The organism is Bradyrhizobium sp. CIAT3101 (genome assembly GCF_029714945.1).
Taxonomy (GTDB): domain Bacteria; phylum Pseudomonadota; class Alphaproteobacteria; order Rhizobiales; family Xanthobacteraceae; genus Bradyrhizobium.
On sequence record NZ_CP121634.1, the window covers coordinates 833128 to 853201 of the forward strand.

Annotated in this window: 19 protein-coding genes; 9 read left to right on the top strand and 10 right to left on the bottom strand. The window is 64.3% G+C overall.

Annotation, left to right across the window (positions count from 1 at the left end):
• Nucleotides 1–27 precede the first annotated feature (27 nt).
• Nucleotides 28–1578: an ABC transporter substrate-binding protein gene (locus QA645_RS03770; protein WP_283048280.1), complete on the bottom strand. Its 1551-nt coding sequence runs from the start codon at nt 1576–1578 to the stop codon at nt 28–30.
• A 217-nt stretch (nt 1579–1795) separates the two neighbouring features.
• On the opposite strand from QA645_RS03770, the gene QA645_RS03775 reads away from it, so the two are divergent.
• The 3 genes from QA645_RS03775 (at nt 1796) to QA645_RS03785 (ending at nt 3942) form a co-directional block, all read left to right on the top strand.
• Complete coding sequence (locus QA645_RS03775) at nt 1796–2425, top strand: TetR/AcrR family transcriptional regulator (protein WP_254134833.1); 630 nt, start codon at nt 1796–1798, stop codon at nt 2423–2425.
• Nucleotides 2426–2677: 252 nt separating this feature from the next.
• Nucleotides 2678–3340, top strand: coding sequence for a DUF3313 domain-containing protein (locus QA645_RS03780; RefSeq protein WP_283048283.1), 663 nt, complete (start codon nt 2678–2680; stop codon nt 3338–3340).
• Between the two features lie 32 nt (nt 3341–3372).
• Nucleotides 3373–3942 (top strand): DUF2147 domain-containing protein, encoded by a 570-nt coding sequence (locus QA645_RS03785; RefSeq protein WP_254195897.1) that lies wholly within the window; start codon nt 3373–3375, stop codon nt 3940–3942.
• An 18-nt stretch (nt 3943–3960) separates the two neighbouring features.
• Here QA645_RS03785 and QA645_RS03790 read toward each other — a convergent pair whose 3' ends face one another.
• Nucleotides 3961–5511 (bottom strand): winged helix-turn-helix domain-containing tetratricopeptide repeat protein, encoded by a 1551-nt coding sequence (locus tag QA645_RS03790; protein ID WP_283048285.1) that lies wholly within the window; start codon nt 5509–5511, stop codon nt 3961–3963.
• 133 nt (nt 5512–5644) lie between these two features.
• Here QA645_RS03790 and mddA point away from each other — a divergent pair, with 133 nt between their 5' ends.
• Nucleotides 5645–6433 (top strand): methanethiol S-methyltransferase, encoded by a 789-nt coding sequence (gene mddA, locus QA645_RS03795; RefSeq protein ID WP_283048287.1) that lies wholly within the window; start codon nt 5645–5647, stop codon nt 6431–6433.
• Between the two features lie 106 nt (nt 6434–6539).
• Nucleotides 6540–6962 carry a GFA family protein gene (locus tag QA645_RS03800; RefSeq protein ID WP_254195894.1) on the top strand — a complete coding sequence of 141 codons (423 nt, stop codon included), beginning with the start codon at nt 6540–6542 and terminating at the stop codon, nt 6960–6962.
• A gap of 175 nt (nt 6963–7137) precedes the next feature.
• Here QA645_RS03800 and QA645_RS03805 read toward each other — a convergent pair whose 3' ends face one another.
• Nucleotides 7138–8697: a winged helix-turn-helix domain-containing protein gene (locus QA645_RS03805; protein WP_254134827.1), complete on the bottom strand. Its 1560-nt coding sequence runs from the start codon at nt 8695–8697 to the stop codon at nt 7138–7140.
• 222 nt (nt 8698–8919) lie between these two features.
• A complete protein-coding gene (locus QA645_RS03810) occupies nt 8920–9327 on the bottom strand; it encodes a BA14K family protein (RefSeq protein ID WP_254134826.1) in 408 nt (135 codons plus the stop codon).
• A gap of 383 nt (nt 9328–9710) precedes the next feature.
• Between QA645_RS03810 and pcaB the strand changes: the two genes are divergently transcribed.
• Nucleotides 9711–11072 carry a 3-carboxy-cis,cis-muconate cycloisomerase gene (gene pcaB, locus QA645_RS03815; protein ID WP_283048289.1) on the top strand — a complete coding sequence of 454 codons (1362 nt, stop codon included), beginning with the start codon at nt 9711–9713 and terminating at the stop codon, nt 11070–11072.
• A gap of 112 nt (nt 11073–11184) precedes the next feature.
• Nucleotides 11185–12441: an aminopeptidase gene (locus tag QA645_RS03820; protein WP_254134824.1), complete on the top strand. Its 1257-nt coding sequence runs from the start codon at nt 11185–11187 to the stop codon at nt 12439–12441.
• A gap of 217 nt (nt 12442–12658) precedes the next feature.
• Here the strand turns inward: QA645_RS03820 and QA645_RS03825 are convergent, their stop codons facing one another.
• Nucleotides 12659–13213 carry a hypothetical protein gene (locus QA645_RS03825; protein WP_283048290.1) on the bottom strand — a complete coding sequence of 185 codons (555 nt, stop codon included), beginning with the start codon at nt 13211–13213 and terminating at the stop codon, nt 12659–12661.
• 237 nt (nt 13214–13450) lie between these two features.
• Between QA645_RS03825 and QA645_RS03830 the strand changes: the two genes are divergently transcribed.
• Nucleotides 13451–13906 carry a cupin domain-containing protein gene (locus QA645_RS03830; RefSeq protein ID WP_254134822.1) on the top strand — a complete coding sequence of 152 codons (456 nt, stop codon included), beginning with the start codon at nt 13451–13453 and terminating at the stop codon, nt 13904–13906.
• An 82-nt stretch (nt 13907–13988) separates the two neighbouring features.
• Here QA645_RS03830 and QA645_RS03835 read toward each other — a convergent pair whose 3' ends face one another.
• The 5 genes from QA645_RS03835 to QA645_RS03855 all read right to left on the bottom strand — a co-directional run bounded on the left by QA645_RS03835 (nt 13989) and on the right by QA645_RS03855 (nt 18922).
• A complete protein-coding gene (locus QA645_RS03835; RefSeq protein ID WP_283048292.1) occupies nt 13989–15041 on the bottom strand; it encodes an amidohydrolase family protein in 1053 nt (350 codons plus the stop codon).
• Between the two features lie 111 nt (nt 15042–15152).
• Nucleotides 15153–15674 (bottom strand): hypothetical protein, encoded by a 522-nt coding sequence (locus QA645_RS03840; RefSeq protein WP_283048294.1) that lies wholly within the window; start codon nt 15672–15674, stop codon nt 15153–15155.
• A gap of 66 nt (nt 15675–15740) precedes the next feature.
• Nucleotides 15741–16556, bottom strand: coding sequence for an MBL fold metallo-hydrolase (locus QA645_RS03845; RefSeq protein WP_283048296.1), 816 nt, complete (start codon nt 16554–16556; stop codon nt 15741–15743).
• 93 nt (nt 16557–16649) lie between these two features.
• The gene (locus QA645_RS03850) at nt 16650–18176 is read right to left on the bottom strand and encodes a permease (RefSeq protein ID WP_283048298.1); all 1527 of its coding nucleotides are present in this window, start codon (nt 18174–18176) and stop codon (nt 16650–16652) included.
• Nucleotides 18173–18922 (bottom strand): ABC transporter ATP-binding protein, encoded by a 750-nt coding sequence (locus QA645_RS03855; protein WP_254196345.1) that lies wholly within the window; start codon nt 18920–18922, stop codon nt 18173–18175. The genes QA645_RS03850 and QA645_RS03855 overlap by 4 nt, the downstream gene beginning before the upstream one ends.
• 275 nt (nt 18923–19197) lie before the next feature.
• Between QA645_RS03855 and QA645_RS03860 the strand changes: the two genes are divergently transcribed.
• Complete coding sequence (locus QA645_RS03860; RefSeq protein WP_254134817.1) at nt 19198–20073, top strand: branched-chain amino acid ABC transporter permease; 876 nt, start codon at nt 19198–19200, stop codon at nt 20071–20073.
• Nucleotide 20074: the final 1 nt, after the last annotated feature.

Genomic DNA, 20074 nt, shown 5'->3' on the forward strand with positions numbered 1-20074 from the left:
GCACCGCCGATGCCTCAGCGAGCCCCATCACTTGTCGAGCCATGCGTCCTTGAAGCCGTCATTGACGCCGATCCCGGTGGTGATCAGGTTCTTGACCTTGCAGCGCATGATGGTCGGGAATTGCAGCTCGAGCATCCAGGCTACCGGCACGTCCTCGACCAGGATCTTCTGCGCCTTCTCGTAGATCTCCTTGCGCTTGGAGTCGGGCGTTGCGACCGCGCCGTCGGCGAACAGCTTGTCGATCTCCGGATTGGAGTAACCCTCGACGTTGTTGAACACCTGGCCCTTGGCGATCGCGCTGGAGACGTAGTTGCGGCCGACGCCGAGGGCGGGATCGCCGTACTGGTAGAGATAAGTGAAGGCGATGTCGTAATCCCAGTCGCCGATCTTCTGGTTGCCGCCGGCAACGTCGGTCGAGATCGTCTCGATGTTCATGCCGACGTCCATGAGGTTCTGCTTCACGGCTTCACCCCAGCGCTGCCAGGTCTCGCCATAGGCGAGCGGCAGGATGCGGATCTTCTCGCCCTTGTAGCCGGCTTCCTTCAGCAGCGCCTTGGCCTTGGCCGGGTCGTAGGCGTATTTCGGCACGTCGTCGGTGTAGTATTTGATGGTCGAGGCGGACGGACCGGTCGCGACCTTGCCGAGCCCGTTCCAGATCACGTCCTTGGCGAAATCGCGGTCGATCGCGTACATGATCGCCTGCCGCACGCGCTTATCGGCGAGCGGGCCCTGGCGGTTGTTCAACCACAGCCAGGCCAGTGGCGAGAAGAACTCCCAGCCCGCGCCGGTGACGCAGGTGTCCTTCAGCTTGGACAGTCGCGGCACGTCGAAATTCTCGACCGAGCCGCCGGGCAGTACGTCGACCTTGCCGGTCTCGTAGGCCACCGAACGCGCGGCGGCATCGGGGATGATCTGCCAGTAGATCTCGTCGAGATAGGGCTTACCCTTCTCGTAATAGTTCGGGTTCTTGACCAGCCGAATGAACGAGCCCTTCTGCCATTCCTTGAACATGAAGGGGCCGGTGCCGACCGGCGCGTTGTTGTAGGGGTTGGTCTTCCAATCGGTGCCTTCATAGAGATGCTTCGGCACCATCGGCATCGAGCCGACCTCGAAAATGCCGAGGAACGGGCCGAACGGCTGCTTCAGCGTGAAGACGACCGTGTAATCGTCGGGCGCCTCGACCTTGTCGACCTGCGCGAGGTTGTTGCGCGCACGCGCGTGGGTCTGCTTCAGCATCTCGACCGAGAACAGCACGTCGGCCGCGGTGAAGGGCTTGCCGTCGTGCCAGGTGACCCCCTTCCTGAGCTTGAACGTGTAGGTCTTGGCGTCCTCGCTGACGCTCCAGCTCTCGGCGAGCTCCGGAAGCGGGTCGAGCTTGGGGCTGTAGCGCAGCAGGCCTTCGAAGATGTTGCCCGACACCATCTGGGTCGGACCGTTCTGGATCATTGCAAGCATCAGGCCGGGCGGCTCGGGCTGGATCACCGCATTGATCACGCCTCCCGTCTTCGGCTCTTGCGCCAATGCCGAGGCCGTGAGGCCGCAAGCCAGGAGGAGACCAAGCAACACGCGTTTCGACATCTCGTATCTTTCTCAAGCGAGACCAGCCGTCACCGCTTTGCGACGTCCTCGCGCGCAAAGCGACGGCTGACCCATCCCAGTCCCCATCCGGGCGCGAGGCTCACACGGTCCCCTTCCGCGCCGCAAGATGAAAGTCTCGACACCGTTCGCACAAAAAATGTACAGCGCGTCCTGTTTTCACTTGATTCATTGCCTTGTCACGGAGACAAGTCGGCCCATGGACAATGCCAGCCGTTCCGAACGATCCCGCAATGCCGCGCTCGAAGCGGCCATCGCGATCATTGCGCGCGACGGACCCGGCCGGCTGACGCTCGACGCGATCGCGCGCGAGAGCGGCCTGAGCAAGGGCGGCGTGATGCATCAATTCCGCACCAAGGAAGCGGTGCTGAAGGCGCTGCTCGAGCGGCAGATGGTGCATTTCGAGGAGTTCTCGAAAGGGGTCATGGCGAAGGTGAGCACGACCTCGGCCACGCCGGAACTGGCGACCGAGCTCGCCACCGTGCGCGAGGCGGCGTTGTCCGTGAATTCGGTCGCGCTGGCGTTGGTCGCGGCCATGGTCGAGAACCCCGGCCTGATGTCACTGCCGCGCGATCGCGAAATGAAGCGGGTCGCGGCCATCAAGGCGGAGGCGACCGACCCAGATCTCGCGATGTTGCGTTGGGCGGCCGCGCGCGGGCTGCTTCTGAGCAATCTGTTCGGCATGTCGCCGCTGAGCGCGGACGAACACAGGCGCCTGTTCGCGCGTCTGCTGGATGATGCGCAATGGACTGGCCTCGAACAGCCGGCTGCCACACGCAGCGCCAAGTCCGGAGCGGCAAAGGCCGCAAATCCGCGCAAACGGGCCTGATTCGTCGTTAACAAAATCCAATCGTTGTCTGCACAAAGCCGCGCCTGCGGCCAAATGCGCCAGCTCACTATTTCTAGACTTTACAAACCAACTGGTCGGTTTTATAACTCCAAGCACTGAGACGGCCCAAGGCTTCTGAATTGGCCCCGGACGATGCCTTGGGTTGGCAAAGGTGAGCGCCGCAGCCGCGTCTGGTCCCGCACGCGGCTGCGGTCGCCTTTGCCGTTCGACAAGCCGCAAGAGGAGTCTGGAATGGATCGCTCGATCGCCCTGCGCGGTCTGGGAACGCTGATGCTTGGGGCGGCCGTGACAGGCTGCGCCTCGGTCGCGCCCGTGCCCTATGCGGAGATGGCGTCCTCGGCCTATATGGCGCCGGACAAGTCGGACGCATCCGGCCGCGTGCCTTACCGCTATTCCACGCCGGTCGACTGGCGTGCCTATAATAAAGTGATCCTCGAACCCGTCGTGGTCTATCGCGGCAAGGATCATCAGTTCGGCGACATGTCCGACCAGGACAAGGCGACGCTCGCCGCCTACATGCAGACCCGCTTCGCTGAGAGACTGCGTGGCCGCTTCATGCTGGTGCGCGAGCGCGCCCCGAACACGCTGCGGATCCGGCTAACGCTGACCGGCGCCGTCGCCAACACGCCGGTGCTCGGCACGCTCTCCCGCTTCGATATGGCCGGTGCGGTCTACAACGGCGTGCAGGCGGCGCGCGACGGCGAGGGCATGATGACCGGATCGGTCATCTATGGCGTCGAGATCTTCGATGCGTCGACTTCACGCCTGATCAGCGCCTACGTCACCAAGCAATACCCGGGCGCCTACGACATCAAGGCCAGCGTCGGCGCGCTCGCGGCCGCCAATGCCGGCGTCGACAAGGGCGCCGATGCGCTGATGGCGCAATTGAACTGACGCCGCAATCTTCCGAACGAAAGGTGCCGCTGATGAATTTTCTGATTCGCTTCGTGCTGCGCGTCGCCGTCACCATCGTGATGATGGTCCTCGGCGGTCGCGTCGGCGCCGTCCCGCCCAACGACCCCAGCGGCACCTGGCTCGTCGAGGATGGCCGCGCCCGCATCAGGCTCGAGCGCTGCGGCCCGTCGCGCGACCGCATCTGCGGCTTCATCGTCTGGATGAAGGAGCCGGCCGACAAGCGCGGACAGCCTTATCGCGACAAGGAAAATCCCGACCCCGACAAGCGCGCCCGCGCGCTGCTCGGCCACCAGCTGATCATGGGCCTGCAGGCGACATCCGATGGCCGGTTCGCCGGCGACATCTACAATGCCGAGGACGGCAAGTTCTATTCGGTCTCGCTGTGGCGCGAATCCGCCGACCGCCTCAAGCTCAAGGGCTGCCTGATCAAGCTGTTGTGCCAGACCCAGACCTGGCAGCAGACCCTCGACGCCCAGCCCGGTCAGCTGATCGGCCTCACCGGCGATCTCAATGGTCCCCGTGCCGACAAGGAATGGGCGCAAGTGCTGCCACCGAAGCCGATACCGGCCAAGGCGAAGTAGGGGGCGACCTGCGCTGGATTACTGCAGCCCTGCGCGCCGAAATCCTTCCAGATAGTGCTCGCGGTCCGCGTCATTGGCCCAGGGCAGCTGCGTTGCGATCCAGTCCAGCGAGATATTGGGCTGGGTGCGGCGAAGCTCGCCCAGCGCCATGTCCGCAAGCGCGCCGTCACCGGTCATGCCGGCGGAGACGGCGAGCACGCGATAGGCGCCGGTGAGATCGCCGCGATGGCGGATCGCCTCGCGCGCCAGCGCGATGGCCTCGTCATACTGCCGCTCGGTGAAGCGCGCATAGCCGGCGATGCCGTAATAGATCGCCAGCGACGGATCGCGCGGCGAGAGCCTGATCGCCTTTTGCGCCGCCTCGAACGAATCGCCGGGGCGTCCGGCATAGGATAGGGCCAGCGCGTAATAGCCCTGCGCCAGCGAGAAGTTTGGATTGAGCGCGAGCGCCTGCTCGAACTCGGACAGTGCATCCGCAAGCCGGCTCGTCGAGAAACAGACGCTGCCGAGGGCGGCATGAGCCCAGGCATTTTCATGGTCGCAGCGCATCGCGGCGAGCGCGGCGTTCTCCGCGATCGGTGCCGTCGTGGCGAGCTCGGCCCAGCCCAGATGCACGCCGAACATGTGGCTTGCCGCGAGGACCGCCAGCGCCTGGCCGTAATCCGGATCGATCGCGATCGCGCGCTCGAGCAGCTTCTGCGCCGCGGCGTGGTCTTGCGGCGTGATCCGCCAGTAGTGCGACAGCGCCTGCATCAGCAGGTCCCAGGCATCCAGGCTCGATGGCGGCTTGCGATGCGTGCGAAAATTCTCCGCGGCATGGATCTGTGGTTCGATCGCCGCGACGATTCGCTCGGTGATCTCGTCCTGCACGGCGAAGACGTCGACCAGCTCGCGGTCGTAGCGCTCGGCCCAGAGATGGCCGCCGGTGGTGGCGTCGTTGAGCTGCGCGGTGATCCGCACGCGGTTATCCACCTTGCGCACGCTGCCTTCGACGATGTAGCGGACGCCCAGCTCCTCGGCGATCTGCCTGAGGTGGACCGCGCGCCCCTTGTAGGTGAAGGACGAGTTGCGGGCGATCACGATGAACCAGCGCTGCTTCGACAGCGCGGTCAGGATGTCCTCGCTGATCCCGTCGCCGAAATACTCCTGGGAGGGATCGCCGCTCATGTTCTCGAAGGCGAGCACCGCGATGCCCGGACGGTCGGTCGCCACCCGCGGGGAACCCGGCGCGGCCTCGGCCGGCGCAGGCTTTGCTGCCGCTTCTTCCCGGACGTCGCCGACGAAACGAAAACCCTTGCGCGGAATCGTCTTGATCAGCCGCTGCGTCGCGCCGTCGTCGCCGAGTGCCTTGCGCGCGGCGTTGATCCGGCTGTTCAACGCCGAATCCGAGACGATCCGGTCGCTCCAGATCTGGCTGATCAGATCGTCCTTGGTGACGACGCGGGCGCGTTCCGCGACGAGGTAAAGCAGGAGATCGAACACCTGCGGCTGCAGCGGCACGGTCGTCCCGGCGCAGGTCAGTTCGCGCAGGTCGCCATCGAGCACATTGTTTTCAAAGAGAAATCGCACGTTTCTGTCGTCTCAAGCAAAAATCAAAGTCGTCTCAGGCGAAAATCAACCGTCCGCGAAAGTCTTCCGCCGTCCGGTCCGGCATGGTGCAGAGACCAAACAGTGCCGATGCCTCGGCACAACGGAGCTTTCTATGACCCAACTCGATCATCAGGTGCATTCCATTAGCCCGGAGATTGCGGGCTCACGCTTTTTCAAGTTCATCGCCTTTCTTTACGGAATTGCGGCGTATCTCGTTTTTTTCGTTACGATTGTCTACGCGATCGGCTTTGTGATGGGGCTGGTGGTGCCGAAAGCCATCGACACCGGGCCCGACACGCCGACGGTCGAAGCCGTGATCATCAATCTGTTGCTGATGACGCTGTTCGCCGTTCAACACAGCGTGATGGCGCGGCAGCGCTTCAAGGCATGGTGGACGCAATTCGTCCCCAAGCCGGTCGAGCGCTCGACCTACGTGCTGTTCGCGAGCCTGTCATTGCTTCTCCTGTTCTGGCAGTGGCGTCCGTTGCCGTCGGTCATATGGGACGTCACCAATCCGGATCTTGCCGTGACGCTGGTCACGCTGTCCTTCGCGGGCTGGGTGCTGGTGTTCACCTCGACCTTCATCATCAATCACTTCGAATTGTTCGGATTGAATCAGGTGACCAACCATCTCGTCGGCAAGGAGGCTGCGCCGCCGCGATTCAAGACGCCGTTGCTCTACAAATTCGTCCGTCATCCGATCTATCTCGGCTTCATCATCGCCTTCTGGGCGGCTCCGACCATGACCGCAGGCCATCTGCTGTTTGCGGCCGTGACCACGGCCTACATCTTCGTCGGCATCGCGCTGGAGGAGCACGATCTCATCGATCTCTTCGGCGACGAATACCGGCAGTACAAACAACGGGTGTCGATGCTTATTCCCTGGCGCCGGTCAGTCTAGCCGCCGCGCGCTCCGTCGCGCGTCCGCCAATCGGAGGACGCGCGGCGGAACTTGATTTGCAACTCAAGGATTTCAATCCCAATTTCCATCTCAGGAGACGATCAAGATGAAACATGTCGGACACTGCTTCTGCGGCGCGGTCACGATCGAGGTCACGGGCGAACCGGCGGCGATGGGCTATTGCCATTGCCGCTCCTGCCGGTCGTGGTCGGGCGGACCGGTCAACGCTTTCAGCCTGTGGAAGCCGGAAGCCGTGCGCATCACCGAAGGCGCGCAGAACGTCGAGACCTTCGTCAAGACGCCGCTCAGCCAGCGCAAATATTGCGGGAAGTGCGGCGGTCATCTCATGACCAATCACCCGCCGCTCGATCTGATCGACGTCTTCACCGCCACGATACCGACGCTCGGCTTCACGCCTGGCGTCCACGTCAATTATTCCGAGACGGTGCTGCCGATGCGCGACGGCCTGCCCAAGCTGAAGGATTTTCCCGCCGAGTTCGGTGGTAGCGGCGAGATGATGCAGGAGTAATGTGCTCTGCTCTTCCTTCTCCCCTTGCGGGAGAAGGTGGCGCGAAGCGCCGGATGAGGGGTTCTTTCCGCTTGCGAGATCGCTCGTGAGGACAGAGACCCCTCACCCGGCTTCGATGCTACGCATCGAATCCACCCTCTCCCACAAGGGGAGAGGGTGCACCGACAATGCGGCTCTACCTCATTCCCGCGCGCCGAAATCCTTCGAGATAATGCGCGCGGTCCTCTTCGCGCAGCATCGGCAGCTCCTGTGTGATCCAGGCAAGCGAGATGCCGGGCTGGGTGCGCCGCAATCCTTCCAGCGCTGCGGCGGCAAGTGCGGGGTCGCCAGACATGCCGGCGGCCGCCGTGAGCACGCGATGCGCACCGACGAAATCGGCGCGCTGCCGCATCGATTCGCGCGCCATATGCATGGCGTCCTCGTAATTGCGCCCGATGAACTGGGCGTAGCCGGCAACGCCGCAATAGATCGCCGCGAGCGGGTCGCGCGGGCTGAGCTGCAGCGCGCGGCGTGCAGCCGCATCGCCGTCCTGCCATCGTCCCGCGTAGCACAGCGTGACGCCGTAGAAGGCGTGCGCCATCGCGAAATTCGGATTGAGCTTCAAGGCCAGCTCGAACTCCGCCAGCGCGTCGTCGAAACGGCGGCGGAACAGATAGGTATAGGCCAGGCCGTGATGGGCCCAGGCGTCGTCGCGATCGGCCTCGACCGCGGCAAGCGCCGCGCGCTCGGCCACCGGGACAGTCGCGGCCATATCGGCCCAGCCCATATGCGCACCAAAAATGTGGCTGGTGGCGAGCAGGCCCAGCGCCTTGCCATAGGCGGGGTCGATGGCGATCGCCTGCTCCAGCAGCGCCTGCGCCGATGCATTGTCCTCGCGCGTGATGTGCCAGTAATGCGACAGCGCGCGCATCACGAAGTCCCAGGCATCGAGACTGCCCGGCGGCTTCTGCTGGGCGCGAAAGTTTTCGGCGGCGTAGAGCTGCGGCTCGATCGCGGCGACGATGGCTTCGGTGATCTCGTCCTGCACGGCAAAGATGTCGGCAAGCTCGCGGTCGTAGCGCTCGGCCCAGAGATGGCCGCCGGTCGAGACGTCGTTGAGCTGGGCCGAGATGCGCACGCGGTCGCCGCTGCGTCGTACGCTGCCCTCGAGCACGTAGCGTACGCCGAGCTCGCGCGCGATCTCGTGGAGATGCACGGCGCGGCCCTTGTAGACGAAGGAGGAGTTCCGGGCGACGACGAAGAACCAGCGCAGCTTCGACAAAGCAGTGATGATGTCTTCGCTGATGCCGTCGGAGAAATAATCCTGCTCGCGGTCGCCACTCATATTGGTGAAGGGCAGCACGGCGATCGCGGGGCGGTCGGGCGGCGCAGGCGTCGCGTGCGACGTTGTGACGCTGCGGCGCGGTTCCATCGTCGCCGCCCCGGACTTGGTCTCGACATTGCCGACGAAACGAAAGCCTTTTCGCGCGATCGTGCGGATCAAGGTCTGGTTCGCGCCACTGTCGCCGATCGCCTTGCGCGCGGCATTGATCCGGCTGGTCAGGGTCGATTCGGAGACGCTGCGGCCGTGCCAGATCTTGTCGATCAGCTCGTCCTTGCTGACGACCCGGTCGCGGTTTTCCATGAGATGGACGACGAGGTCGAAAACCTGCGGTTCCACGGACACGGGAACCTGCTCGCGGCTCAGCTCGCGCAAGTCGGTATCGAGAAGGTGGTCCCGGAACAGAAACTGCACGTCGGAAACTCGGGCCTCACAATGACTTCAGGCAATGATGAAATCAAAATGGATTTCGCCGTGAAGTCTGTAAGTCCGCCGTAAGGTCGGCCCGGTTCATTGCAGCCGCCGGATGGCTGCCATGTGAATTGCGCGGAGGAATACAACTCGAATTAGAATGTTGCGGCTTTGGTCAGATTGTCGCGGCGTCCGGGCGATACCCGGATGCCGCCGCATGGATCGTCATGGGCAGGGATGGCGCCTGCCGTCGTTGCCCAGATACATGCCCGTATTCGGATTGTAGGATTTGTAGCGCTGCATGCAGTACTGCACGTCGCCCTCGGGCGGTGGCCCATAGCCGGCGGGCGGCGGCCCATAGCCCGGCCCGTAATAATAAGGTGAGCCGTAATAGTAAGGCGCCGCGACTGCGCCGCCGATGATCGCGCCGGCCGCAAGCCCGCCGACGAACGCGCCGCCGCCCCAGCCCCAGCCGCGATGCCCGTACCAGCGCACGTGTTCGACCTGATCTGGCGCAGCCTGCGTCATCGCAAGCGGCTGTCCGATCGGCGCCGCCGACGCCGCGGTCGATGTCGCGGCCGACAGGCTCGCCAGCAGACAACCGCCAGCAACGAAGCGAAACGATTTCAACATTGTGCTCTCCTCGCCATGCGGCGGCTCTCGCGCCGCGCAACAAGTGATAGTGCAGCGAGAGCAGCGCGCTGAATTAAAATTTGGACAGGAATTTATCACCGTCATCCCCGCGCAATGGCTACGCCATTGTCGCTGGAGGCGCCGAAGCGTAGCGGAGGCCTCGAAGGATAGACGGCCCGGCTGTATCGCGGCCGTGCATCCTTCGAGGCTCTGCGCACGCTGCTTCGCATCGCGCGCCTCGCACCTCAGGATGACGGAGCTGAGGTTCTGCAGCGCGACGGCGAAGCCATCGTTCGCACGACGAACGATGAATGTCCATTGCCGAACACCACCGCCCGCGTAAGCTGCCTCCCACACATCACAACAGCCGCAAAGAAACGCCCATGCCCGCTTTTCCCGCCTCGACCACCGTGCTCGACTCCATGCTGTTTCGCGATGCCTTCGGCACGCCTGCGATGCGCGAGGTGTTTTCCGATGTCGCGCTGGTGGCGCGCTATGCCGAGGTCGAAGTGGCGCTGGCGAAGGCGGAGGCGCGATGCGGCGTGATCCCGCAGGAAGCCGCTGACCAGATCGCGGCACGGACCGATGTCACAGCGTTTGATTTCGATCTGTTGCGGCAGGAGACCGACATCGTCGGCTATCCGATCCTCCCTTTGGTGCATCAGATGGTGAAGCAGTGCGGCGAGGCCGGCCGCTACGTGCATTGGGGCGCGACCACGCAGGACATCATGGACACCGCCGTGGTCCTTCAGTTGCGCGCCGCTTTCGGGATCGTCGAACGCGATATCGCCGAGCTGCGAAAAATTCTCGCCGGCCTCTCGCAGCGTCATCGCGACACGCCGATGGCCGGCCGCACCCATCTCCAGCAGGCGCTGCCGGTGACCTTCGGCTACAAGACGGCGATCTGGCTCGCGATGTTCGACCGCCACGCCGAGCGTCTCGAGCAATTGAAGCCGCGGGTTCTCGTCGGGCAGTTTGCCGGCGCCGCCGGCACGCTGGCCTCGCTGGGCGACAAGGGGTTTGAGGTGCAGGAGGCGCTCTGCGCCGAGCTGAAGCTCGGCATTCCCGTCTCGACCTGGCACGTCGCGCGCGACGGTTTCGCAGAAGCCGTGAATTTTCTCGCGCTGGTCACCGGCTCGCTCGGCAAGATCGCGCTCGACATCATGATCATGGCTTCGACCGAGTTCGCCGAGGTCTACGAGCCGTTCGTCAAGGGGCGCGGCGCCTCCTCGACCATGCCGCAGAAGCGCAACCCGATCTCCTCGGAGCTGATGCTCGCGGCAAGCAAGGCGGTGCGCCAGCAGGCGGGACTGATGCTCGACGCCATGGTGCAGGATTTCGAGCGAGCCACCGGTCCGTGGCACGCAGAATGGATGGCGATCCCCGAGAGCTTCGTGCTGACCGCCGGCGCGCTTCATCAGGCGAAGTTCGCGCTCGCCGGCCTCATCGTGGACGAGGCGAAGATGAACGACAACCTCGCCCTTAGTCGGGGTCTGATTGTGGCCGAAGCGGTCATGATGGGGCTGGCGCCGCAGATGGGGCGGCAGGATGCGCACGACGTGGTCTACGACGCCTGCCGGCTCGCCAACGAGAAGGGCATCAGCCTTGCCGATGCGCTGTCCGCCGATCCGCGCGTCGCGACCCAGATCGATCGCGCGACCATCGAGGCCCTGACTTCACCGAAAAATTACCTCGGTCTTGCGCCGGCCATGGTCGACCGGGTGCTGAAATCGGCAACGCGTTGAAAACCAAACTGCGTAAAACTCCGTATCTTTCAGGTCTCGCAAGGCGCTCGCGCACTTGTGTCCCGTGATGCTAGACTTAGATTGAACGAGAGATTCCCGCAGAGGACCCCGCATGACCGATCAACGCAATTCCGCCACTTCCATCGATCCCGTGAAACTCGACCGGCTGGCCGAGGTGGCGGTGAAGGTGGGACTGGGCTTGCGGCCGGGGCAGGATCTGCTTCTGACGGCGCCGGCGATCGCGCTGCCGCTGGTGCGGCGCATCGCCGTTCACGCCTACAAGGCGGGCGCCGGCATCGTGACGCCGATCCTCTCCGACGAAGAGATGACGCTGGCGCGCTATCGCCATGGCCACGACAACAGCTTTGATCGCGCCGCCAACTGGCTCTACGAGGGCATGGCGACGGCGTTCTCGAACAACACCGCGCGTCTCGCCATCGTCGGCGACAATCCGATGCTGCTGTCGGGCGAAGATGCTTCCAAGGTCGCGCGCGCCAGCAAAGCCAATTCGATTGCCTATCAGCCGGCGCTGGAAAAGATCGTCAATTTCGACACCAACTGGAACATCATCGCTTATCCGAGCCCGTCCTGGGCGAAGCAGGTGTTTCCGGACGATCCCGAAGAGGTTGCGATCGGCAAGCTTGCGGACGCGATCTTCGCGGCGTCCCGCGTCGATCGCGAGGACGCCACGGCCAATTGGGCGAGCCACAATGCGGTGCTGCGCGAGCGCACCAACTGGCTCAACGGCCAGCGTTTCCGCGCGCTGCAATATTCGGGGCCCGGCACCGATCTCACCATCGGGCTTGCCGACGGTCATGAGTGGGAAGGCGGCGCCTCGCTCGCCAAGAATGGCATCAGCTGCAACGCCAACATCCCGACCGAAGAGGTTTTCACCACGCCGCACTGCCGGCGGGTCTACGGCCATGTCGTGAGCTCGAAGCCGCTGTCCTACCAGGGCACGCTGATCGACAACATCGCGGTGCGCTTCGAGGACGGCAGGATCGTCGACGCCAAGGCTTCGCGCGGCGAGGAAGTGCTGAACAAGGTGCTCGACACCGACGAGGGCGCACGCCGGCTCGGCGAAGTGGCGCTGGTGCCGCATTCCTCCCCGATCTCGCAGAGCGGGTTGTTGTTCTTCAATACGCTGTTCGACGAGAATGCGGCGTCCCACATCGCGCTCGGCCAGTGCTATTCGAAGTGCTTCATCAACGGCGCGCAGCTTACGCCGCAGCAGATCGCAGCGCAGGGCGGCAACCAGAGCCTGATCCATATCGACTGGATGATCGGCTCGGCCGAGACCGACATCGACGGCATTCTGGCCGACGGCAGCAAGGTGCCGGTGTTCCGCAAGGGCGAGTGGGCGAAGTAAGGCCGAATCGCGCCCCGGCGGCTCTTCACCTCTCCCGTAGGGAGAGGTCGGGTCGCATCGAAGATGCGATCCGGGTGAGGGCGTCTGGTCTCACTGGGTGCCGCGGCCCCTCACCCGGATAGCACTGGACGATGCTTCGCATCGCCAGGCGCAATCCGACCTCTCGCCGTCGGGGAGAGGTAAGCTCGCGGCGACGATCTTTCCTCAACTCACCAGATCACGCCGCCGCCTCGCGCAGCATCGGGTTGTTGTCGATGCTGAAGCGGTTGAACAGTGTCGTGAAGGGGCTGCCGTCGGTGGCCCGCACGATGGCGTCGGATGCCGCGACCGCTTCGTAAAGCGCGCCGACCGGATCGTCCGCGTCCGGCAGGTCGAGGCTTTCGCGGATTTCCTCTCTCGCCTCGTTGATGTCGTCCTCGTCGTCGAGCGTCGCTTCCAGCGCATCCGCGGCGCGCCGCATTTCCTGGAGATCGCCGCCGGCGGAAAATTTCAGGATGTCGAGCCAATAGGGGCGGGCGACGACGAGGCGGATGAACGCCTCGAAACTCTCGGCGATGACGCCGGCGCGCCCCTCCGATGAGACGTACAGCACATTCTGAGCCGGCAGCAGCACGAAGGCGCCGCCTGAGCCGTCACTGCCGATCTGCCGGGGGCTTTCGACGCCGTCGATCGTGAACCAGGGCTCCTCGTCCGGCGCGAAGGAGACATCGAGGCTGCCGAGCCAGGCGACGACCTCGCCGTTGGCTGTCAGAACCTCTGGGGTCAGGGGCATCAATGGGGCTCCTTCTAGGTCGTTCCGCGCGACTTTGTCGCACCCCGGAAAAGATAGGTTCATGTGCGCGAATTTGCAGGGAAATCGCGACGTTAACTGCTTCGCATCTGCAACTTGCGGCTGATTGTCGGGGCCTGCGTAAGGAAGAATTAAAAACCGGCTACTAGCGTTCCCAGCATCTTTGGAAACAATCCGGGGTTAAGCCCGGTTAATCATATTGTACCCCTGGGGAAGCAGATGTCGCGGGCGTTGATTGAAATCGGTAGTTGCAACGTGGATCTGGAGCTGCGGCCGATCGAGCCGGCCTGGATCATCGAGGGCAACCCGGTCTCGCGCTCGCACATCCTGTCGACCAGCTCCGACGGCACCTCCTCGACCATCATCTGGTCCTGCACCGAGGGCCGCTTCAACTGGTATTATGATTTCGACGAGACGATCATGATCCTGGAAGGGTCGATCGTGCTCGAAAGCGACGGCATGCCGCCGAAGCGCTACGGCGTCGGCGATGTCATCTTCTTCCGCGATGGCGCGCACGCCAAATGGCATGTCGAGGGCCACGTCAAGAAGATCGCCTTCTGCCGCAAGACCAACCCGGCCGTCATCGGCTTCATGGTCCGCGTCGTCAACAAGCTGAAGCGGATGTTCCTCTCGCCCGGCGAGCGCCGTCCCGCAACCCTGATGGGTGCCGGCTAGTCTCTTTATCTCTTTAAAGGACGCTTCCCAGCGGCCACGACGGAAGAGGGGGCGGGACCAACATCCCGGCCCCTCTTTCGCATCATGACGGCAGTTCAAGCCGGTAGACATCGGTCGCGGTTTGCGAGAACAGCGCCGTCTTCTCCGCCTCGCTCAAGGGGGCCGCGATGCGCTTGAAGGCGTTGAAGATCACCTGATAGCTGCACTGGCCCTTGTCCGGCGGGAAATTGCTTTCGAACATCGCCCGCTTGGGCCCGAACGCTTCGATGCAGGTTTCGACATAGGGCTTCCATGCCGAGGCTAGTTCTTCGGATGACGGCGGCTTGGCGCGCAGATGGAAGTCGTAGCCGAGCAGGCACATCGCGAGCCCGCCGAGCTTCACCACCACGTTCTCGCATTTCGCGATCTCCTGGATCGAGGTGCGCCACTGCGGAAACACTTCTTCGCGTCGCCCGGCAAAGCGGCCGACGCCGGCCGGTCCGCCGCAATGGTCGAGCACGATCTGGGTGTCGGGGAAGGCGCGCGCCAGCTCGGTCAGCTCGCCGATCTGTGGATGAAACAGCCAGGCATCGAAGCTGAGGTTCAGGGGTGCAAGGCAGGCAAAGCCCTTGCGGAAGGTCGGATCCTGCAACAGTCCCTTCGGCCGGTTCGCGTACATGCCGGCGACGACGGGGTCCTGGTCCCAGGCGGACGAATGCCGGATGCCGCGGAAGCGGCCGTTACCGGCGGCGATCTCCGCCTCCAGCACCGGCTTTGCGGCGTCGCCGAGCAGCAGGTTTGCGTGGCTGACGATACCGGCGCAGATCGCGGCGTTGCCGTAACCGCCGCTCGCGCTCATCGCGGCGACGCCATTGGCGAACTCGACCTCACCGACGGGCCGGAACGCCTCGGGTCCATGCGCACGATACATCGAGCGGCAGTCGACATAGACGGTAGCGATGACGTTGTGGCCGGAGGCGATGTCGGCAGCCATCTCCTCGATCAGATAGCGATGGCCGCGATTCCAGAGGTGATGATGCGGATCGACGACCGGCCGCGCCGGATCGATGATCTCTTCCTGATATTGCGCGAGCCAATCCTCGCGCGGTTCGACGAATAGCCCACTGGTGTTGGCGGGCAGACCGCTTGCAGCCATCGAAATTCGCTCCCTCTGTTTTTTGTCGTGGGAGCCTAGCACCTGATCTTGCCACGCAGCAGCGCGGGTTGCGCAACTGCGCCCCTCGTCGCGAGCGCGGCAGCGGTTGAGTCAGTTCTTGCGCCGCGTCGCCCTCACATCCACCACCAGCCGCCAATCGGCGGTCGTGGCGGGTTTGACTTCGCCGAGCCAGTGAAAGGAATCATCCGTGATTTCAACGAAACTCCAGCGCGTGAGGTCACCGGCTTCGGTCGTGCCTTCCTGCACGATGTCTTCGCCGCGCGGGCGGCCGATCTGCTGACGGAACACCGAGCGCCCAGGATCGAACCAGGAAATCCGCCATGCGGAAATGGAGGGATCGTAAACGCGAAGCGTCGTGCCGTACCAATTGCCGGCGATCGGGAAGGCCATGGCACCCGCGGGACGCGGGATGATCCAGACGTCCTGGACGGCGCGCCCCTCCAGCACCCAGCCGAAATGGATTTCGCCGGGCGCGGTGTGTTTGGTCCCATCAGCGCCGTGGGCTGTGATCCCGGCATCCCAGTCGCCGACGAAGCGGCCGTAGAGCTGGAGCGCCGCCGCGTGCTCGGGGTTGGGTCCGTCCGCGTGCAACAATCTCGCAAAGTCGGTCATGTCGATCTCCTGTTGCCAAGGAGATCAGCACGACCGGTCGGCGGTCGACTTGGAGAAAATTGCGCGTCAGACCCCGTCGAGGATGATCACCGTCGGCGTCGTCGGCAGCGTGTCCCGCGAGATTCGCAAGGTGCGTTCTGTGCGGCGGTCGATCTCGAACTGCTTGCCGATGCGCTGCATGAACTCGTCGAGCGGGGTGGCGAAGCGGTGCATCGGCAACACCACCGAGGCGCGCAGCCGCTTGGTGATCTCCGAGACACCGTCGAGCGACATGGTGTAGGTGCCGTCGATCGGCACCATCACGATGTCGAGCCGTCCGATCTGGGCGAAATGACTGTCGTCGAGCTTGTGGTGGAGATGGCCGAGATGTCCGATGCAGAGGCCCGCGACCTCGAAGATGAAGATCGAGTTGCCGTCGCGGATCATGTCCGCGCCGGAATCATCACCAAAGTAGCGGCGGATATCGGTCGTGACGTTGCGGATGAAGGTGTCGCCGATGCGTTCCGACACGATGGCGGGCTTGCCGTCCTCGCCCCAGCCATGCAGCACATGGGGAATGCGCTTGTCGGGATTGAGTGAATAGTGCGTGCTGTGGGCCCGGTTCATGGTGGCGACATCGGGCAGCCGTCCGACCTGGTAGGCGCCGCTGTAATCGGTCGCGATGCGCACGCCGCCCGGGGTGTCGATGAAATAGGTGGAATGGCCGGCATAGGTGATCTCGACCTCGGCCGCGGCAGCCGCCTGTCGGAGAGCGACCGGCATGGCGCGGGGCGCAGCGTTCGCCATCGCCAGGCACTCGCTGCGTTGAGGTGGCTGCTGGGCGAGGGCAGGTGAGAGACATGCGCTGAACAGCGCAAACGCCGCCGAAGCTAGTCGCCACATATCCAGTCCCCGATGACTTCCAGGGGAAAGTCTAGCGTGCAATGCAGCGCGTGGCCAACACGACGCGATCAACAGCGCGTCAGTGTCGCACCCTTACTCCCTGCGCGGGCTGAACCTCCAGGTGATCGCAACCAGGCCTGCCGTGATCAGGCCGCTGACGATGCCGGCGGTCGGAAGCGTGAGCAGCAGCGCGGCGGTGGCGGCCCAGCCGATCGAGGAGAAAGCTTCGGCGAAGGTGGCGAGCCGCGACGAGGTCTGGCGGCGGCGGAATTGGCTGCGCCGGGCCTGGACGCGGAACCAAAGCTGGATCGCGGTGGCGGAGGCCGCGCTGATCAGGATCGTAGCTGCCGTGACGGCAGCCTGGAATGGCGAGGCGAAGACGAGCGCGACCACCAGCGGGCCGAAGATGACGGTGATCGCGATCAGCACCACCTCGATCTTGGCGCGGATGACGCTCGCAGGCGTCAGCGGCGCGGTCGCGACCAGATCGGGTGCGTCCTCGCCGGAGATCGTCAGCCAGGCGAGCCCGCCTGCGAGTTGACCCGCGGCCATCACGATGACGGGCGAGATCAGCGTCAGCGCGGCAGAGCTGTCGCCGAAGCTGCGCCAGAGCAACAGCGCCGGCGGCACCAGATAGAGCAGCTGCATCAGGGTCTGCGAGATCAGCCAGGGATCGCGACAGAGCAGCACGAATTCCTTGCGCCGCAGCGCCTGCTGCCGCGATCCGCCGCGGAACGGACGGTCCTTCGCGCGCTTGCGGTTCGAGGTGCCGTAGGCCGCGGCATCGATCGCGGTATCGGCGAAGCGGCCCGAGAAGATCGCCATGACGCATCCGAGCAGCACCAGCCCGAGCGCGAGGAGCAACAGCAGCGCCTCGCTGTCGCCCATGGTCGCCCGCGCGGGCCACCACCAGATGCTGTCGACGTCGGGCGCATGGGCGGCGAGGGTGCCTGACGTCAGGATGGTGAAGCGCGACAGTGTGCCGTAGGATATGATCGCCGCGACCTGGAGCGCGATGACGAAGCCCGCGCCGATGATCGCGGCCAGGATCTGGGCCACGAAGCGCGTGCGCGCCGGGCCGATCAGGCGAAACAGCAGGATGGTGACGGCAATCGCGATCGCCGCGGCCGACAGGCCCATCGCGATGACGACGCCGAAGGCGGCGAGCCACCGTGCGCCGCCGCCGATCACCAGCACGTCGATGAAGGGTGTCGAGAACAACAGCGCCATCACCGTGACGGTGAGCGCGATCGCGGCGATACGCACCGAGAACAGATTGGCCAGTGTCGCCGGTGACGACATGATGAGGTCGAGATCGGCGCGGGCGTAAAATACCCGCGTCACGGATTCGATCGCCTGCGACAGCATCAAGGTCCAGGCGAGAAAGATCGTCGCCGAGATCACGATTAGCGAGGATTTGTCGAGCGGCAGTTGCAGATTGGCGAAGCGGCCGATCACGGCCCAGGCCGGCACATGCAGCAGCGCGGCGAAGAACAGCAGGCCGACCACGGCGGCGCGGGCGCGCCGGCGCCGGCCGCCCGTCATCATGGCGAACCATTCGCGCCAGGCGAGCCGAAGCTCGTGGCGGGCAAACCACGACAGGGCGGTCGCCGAGCTCATGCAGCTTCCTGGAGCGTCACTAACGCGATGAAGAGGTCTTCCAGGCTGGTGTCGCCATGGCCGTTCTGCTGGCGCAACTCGGTCAGCGTGCCCTCGGCGACCAGGCGGCCCGCGGCGATCACACCGATGCGGTCGGCCATGCGTTCCGCCACCTCGAGAATATGCGTGGTCATGATGATGGTGCAGCCGGCCTGGACGCGCTCGCTCAACAGGCCCTTCACATGGCGGGCGGAGACGGCGTCGAGGCCCGTCAGCGGCTCGTCGAGGATGATGAGACGGGGATCGTGCACCAGCGCGCCGGCGAGCGCCACTTTCTGGCGCATGCCCTTGGAGAAACCTTCGCAGCGTTCGTGCCGGTGCGGCTCGAGCCCGAGCGAGCTCAGGAGTTCCTCGGCGACCGGCTTTGAGGTGGACGGTGCGATGCCCCAGAGGCCGGCGACGAATTCGAGATATTCGAGCGGGGTGAGCTTGTCATAGATCATGGGCTCGTCGGAGACCCACGCCATCACCTGCTTGGCCGCGACCGGATTCTTGAGCGCATCGATGCCGAAGATCGAGACGCCGCCGTCGTCGGGCCGCAGCAGGCCTGCAACCATGCGCAAAGTGGTGGTCTTGCCGGCCCCGTTGGGGCCGACCAGCGCATAGAATTCGCCGGCATGGATGGTGAGATCGAGGCTGTCGACCGCCAAACGGTCAAAACGCTTCGTTAACCCTCGGACTTCCAGTGCCGAGCTGTCCGGCTTCATGACGGCCACACCATCCGGTTTTGCATCGGTCGCGACCATGACCCGAAGATGTTTCGGCACGGTGAATCGCGCTGCCGTAAATTCCGGCATCCATCTTGGACTAAAGGCAAGGCCCCCTAGCAAGTCACCGTTTGTTGACAGGGCAGGGGCGTTCAGGCTGAATTGGTGACGGGACAAATGGCGGCTCACGCGGCGAAACGACTGCGTAGCGGCTGGACACAAGATGCGGCAAGGCGGTCGTCAAGAACCGCTGGTTGCATCGGGAGGACGCGGCGATGCTGGATTTCGTTCAGCAGCTGGTCAGCGGTGTTGCGCTCGGCTGTGTCTACGGCCTGATCGCACTTGGCTTCGTGCTCGTCTACAAGGCCACCGAAGTCGTTAATTTCGCCCAGGGCGACCTGATGATGCTGGGCGGCTTCTTCGCCTTCACCTTCATCGGCATGATGGGCCTGAACTACTGGATCGGCTTTGCCGGTGCGGTGGCCGCGATGGCGCTGTTCGGCATGCTGGCGGAGCGGATCGTGGTGCGGCCGATCCTCGGCTATCCGCAGTTCTCCATCATCATGGCCACCATTGGGCTGGGCTATTTCCTGCGCTCGGTCGCCGGCATGATCTGGGGCACCGACGATTTCAAGATCGAGACGCCGTTCAGCCAGGGCGTGCTGCGCATCGGCTCGCTGGTGCTCGCGCATGACAAGCTCTCGGTGATCGCCGCGACGATCATCCTCTGCACGCTGCTCTGGCTGTTCTTCAACAAGACCACGCTCGGCACCGCGATGCGCGCCAGCTCCGAGAACATGCTTGCGGCCTATTACATGGGCATCCCGGTCAAGCGCGTGGTGTCGATCGTCTGGGCCATCAGCGCGGCGGTCGCGACCTGCGCCGGCGTGCTGCTGGCGCCGATCACCTTCATCCACTCCAATGTCGGCCTCGTGCTCGGCCTCAAGGCATTTCCGGCCGCGGTGCTCGGCGGCTTCGGCTCGATCCCCGGCGCGGTCGTCGGTGGCGTGCTGATCGGCGTGATCGAGAGCATGGCCGGATTCTATCTGGCCGAGGGTTGGAAAGATGTCGCGCCCTACCTCGTGCTGCTGGCCGTGCTGCTGCTGAAGCCCGAAGGCCTGTTCGGCCTTCACGCCCGCAAGAAGGTCTGAG

Coding starts and splice junctions, on each gene's coding strand:
- QA645_RS03770 (WP_283048280.1), bottom strand. CDS start 1,578: ATGTCGAAACGCGTGTTGCTTGGTCTCCTCCTGGCTTGCGGCCTCACG.
- QA645_RS03775 (WP_254134833.1), top strand. CDS start 1,796: ATGGACAATGCCAGCCGTTCCGAACGATCCCGCAATGCCGCGCTCGAA.
- QA645_RS03780 (WP_283048283.1), top strand. CDS start 2,678: ATGGATCGCTCGATCGCCCTGCGCGGTCTGGGAACGCTGATGCTTGGG.
- QA645_RS03785 (WP_254195897.1), top strand. CDS start 3,373: ATGAATTTTCTGATTCGCTTCGTGCTGCGCGTCGCCGTCACCATCGTG.
- mddA (WP_283048287.1), top strand. CDS start 5,645: ATGACCCAACTCGATCATCAGGTGCATTCCATTAGCCCGGAGATTGCG.
- QA645_RS03800 (WP_254195894.1), top strand. CDS start 6,540: ATGAAACATGTCGGACACTGCTTCTGCGGCGCGGTCACGATCGAGGTC.
- QA645_RS03810 (WP_254134826.1), bottom strand. CDS start 9,327: ATGTTGAAATCGTTTCGCTTCGTTGCTGGCGGTTGTCTGCTGGCGAGC.
- pcaB (WP_283048289.1), top strand. CDS start 9,711: ATGCCCGCTTTTCCCGCCTCGACCACCGTGCTCGACTCCATGCTGTTT.
- QA645_RS03820 (WP_254134824.1), top strand. CDS start 11,185: ATGACCGATCAACGCAATTCCGCCACTTCCATCGATCCCGTGAAACTC.
- QA645_RS03825 (WP_283048290.1), bottom strand. CDS start 13,213: ATGCCCCTGACCCCAGAGGTTCTGACAGCCAACGGCGAGGTCGTCGCC.
- QA645_RS03830 (WP_254134822.1), top strand. CDS start 13,451: ATGTCGCGGGCGTTGATTGAAATCGGTAGTTGCAACGTGGATCTGGAG.
- QA645_RS03835 (WP_283048292.1), bottom strand. CDS start 15,041: ATGGCTGCAAGCGGTCTGCCCGCCAACACCAGTGGGCTATTCGTCGAA.
- QA645_RS03840 (WP_283048294.1), bottom strand. CDS start 15,674: ATGACCGACTTTGCGAGATTGTTGCACGCGGACGGACCCAACCCCGAG.
- QA645_RS03845 (WP_283048296.1), bottom strand. CDS start 16,556: ATGTGGCGACTAGCTTCGGCGGCGTTTGCGCTGTTCAGCGCATGTCTC.
- QA645_RS03850 (WP_283048298.1), bottom strand. CDS start 18,176: ATGAGCTCGGCGACCGCCCTGTCGTGGTTTGCCCGCCACGAGCTTCGG.
- QA645_RS03855 (WP_254196345.1), bottom strand. CDS start 18,922: ATGAAGCCGGACAGCTCGGCACTGGAAGTCCGAGGGTTAACGAAGCGT.
- QA645_RS03860 (WP_254134817.1), top strand. CDS start 19,198: ATGCTGGATTTCGTTCAGCAGCTGGTCAGCGGTGTTGCGCTCGGCTGT.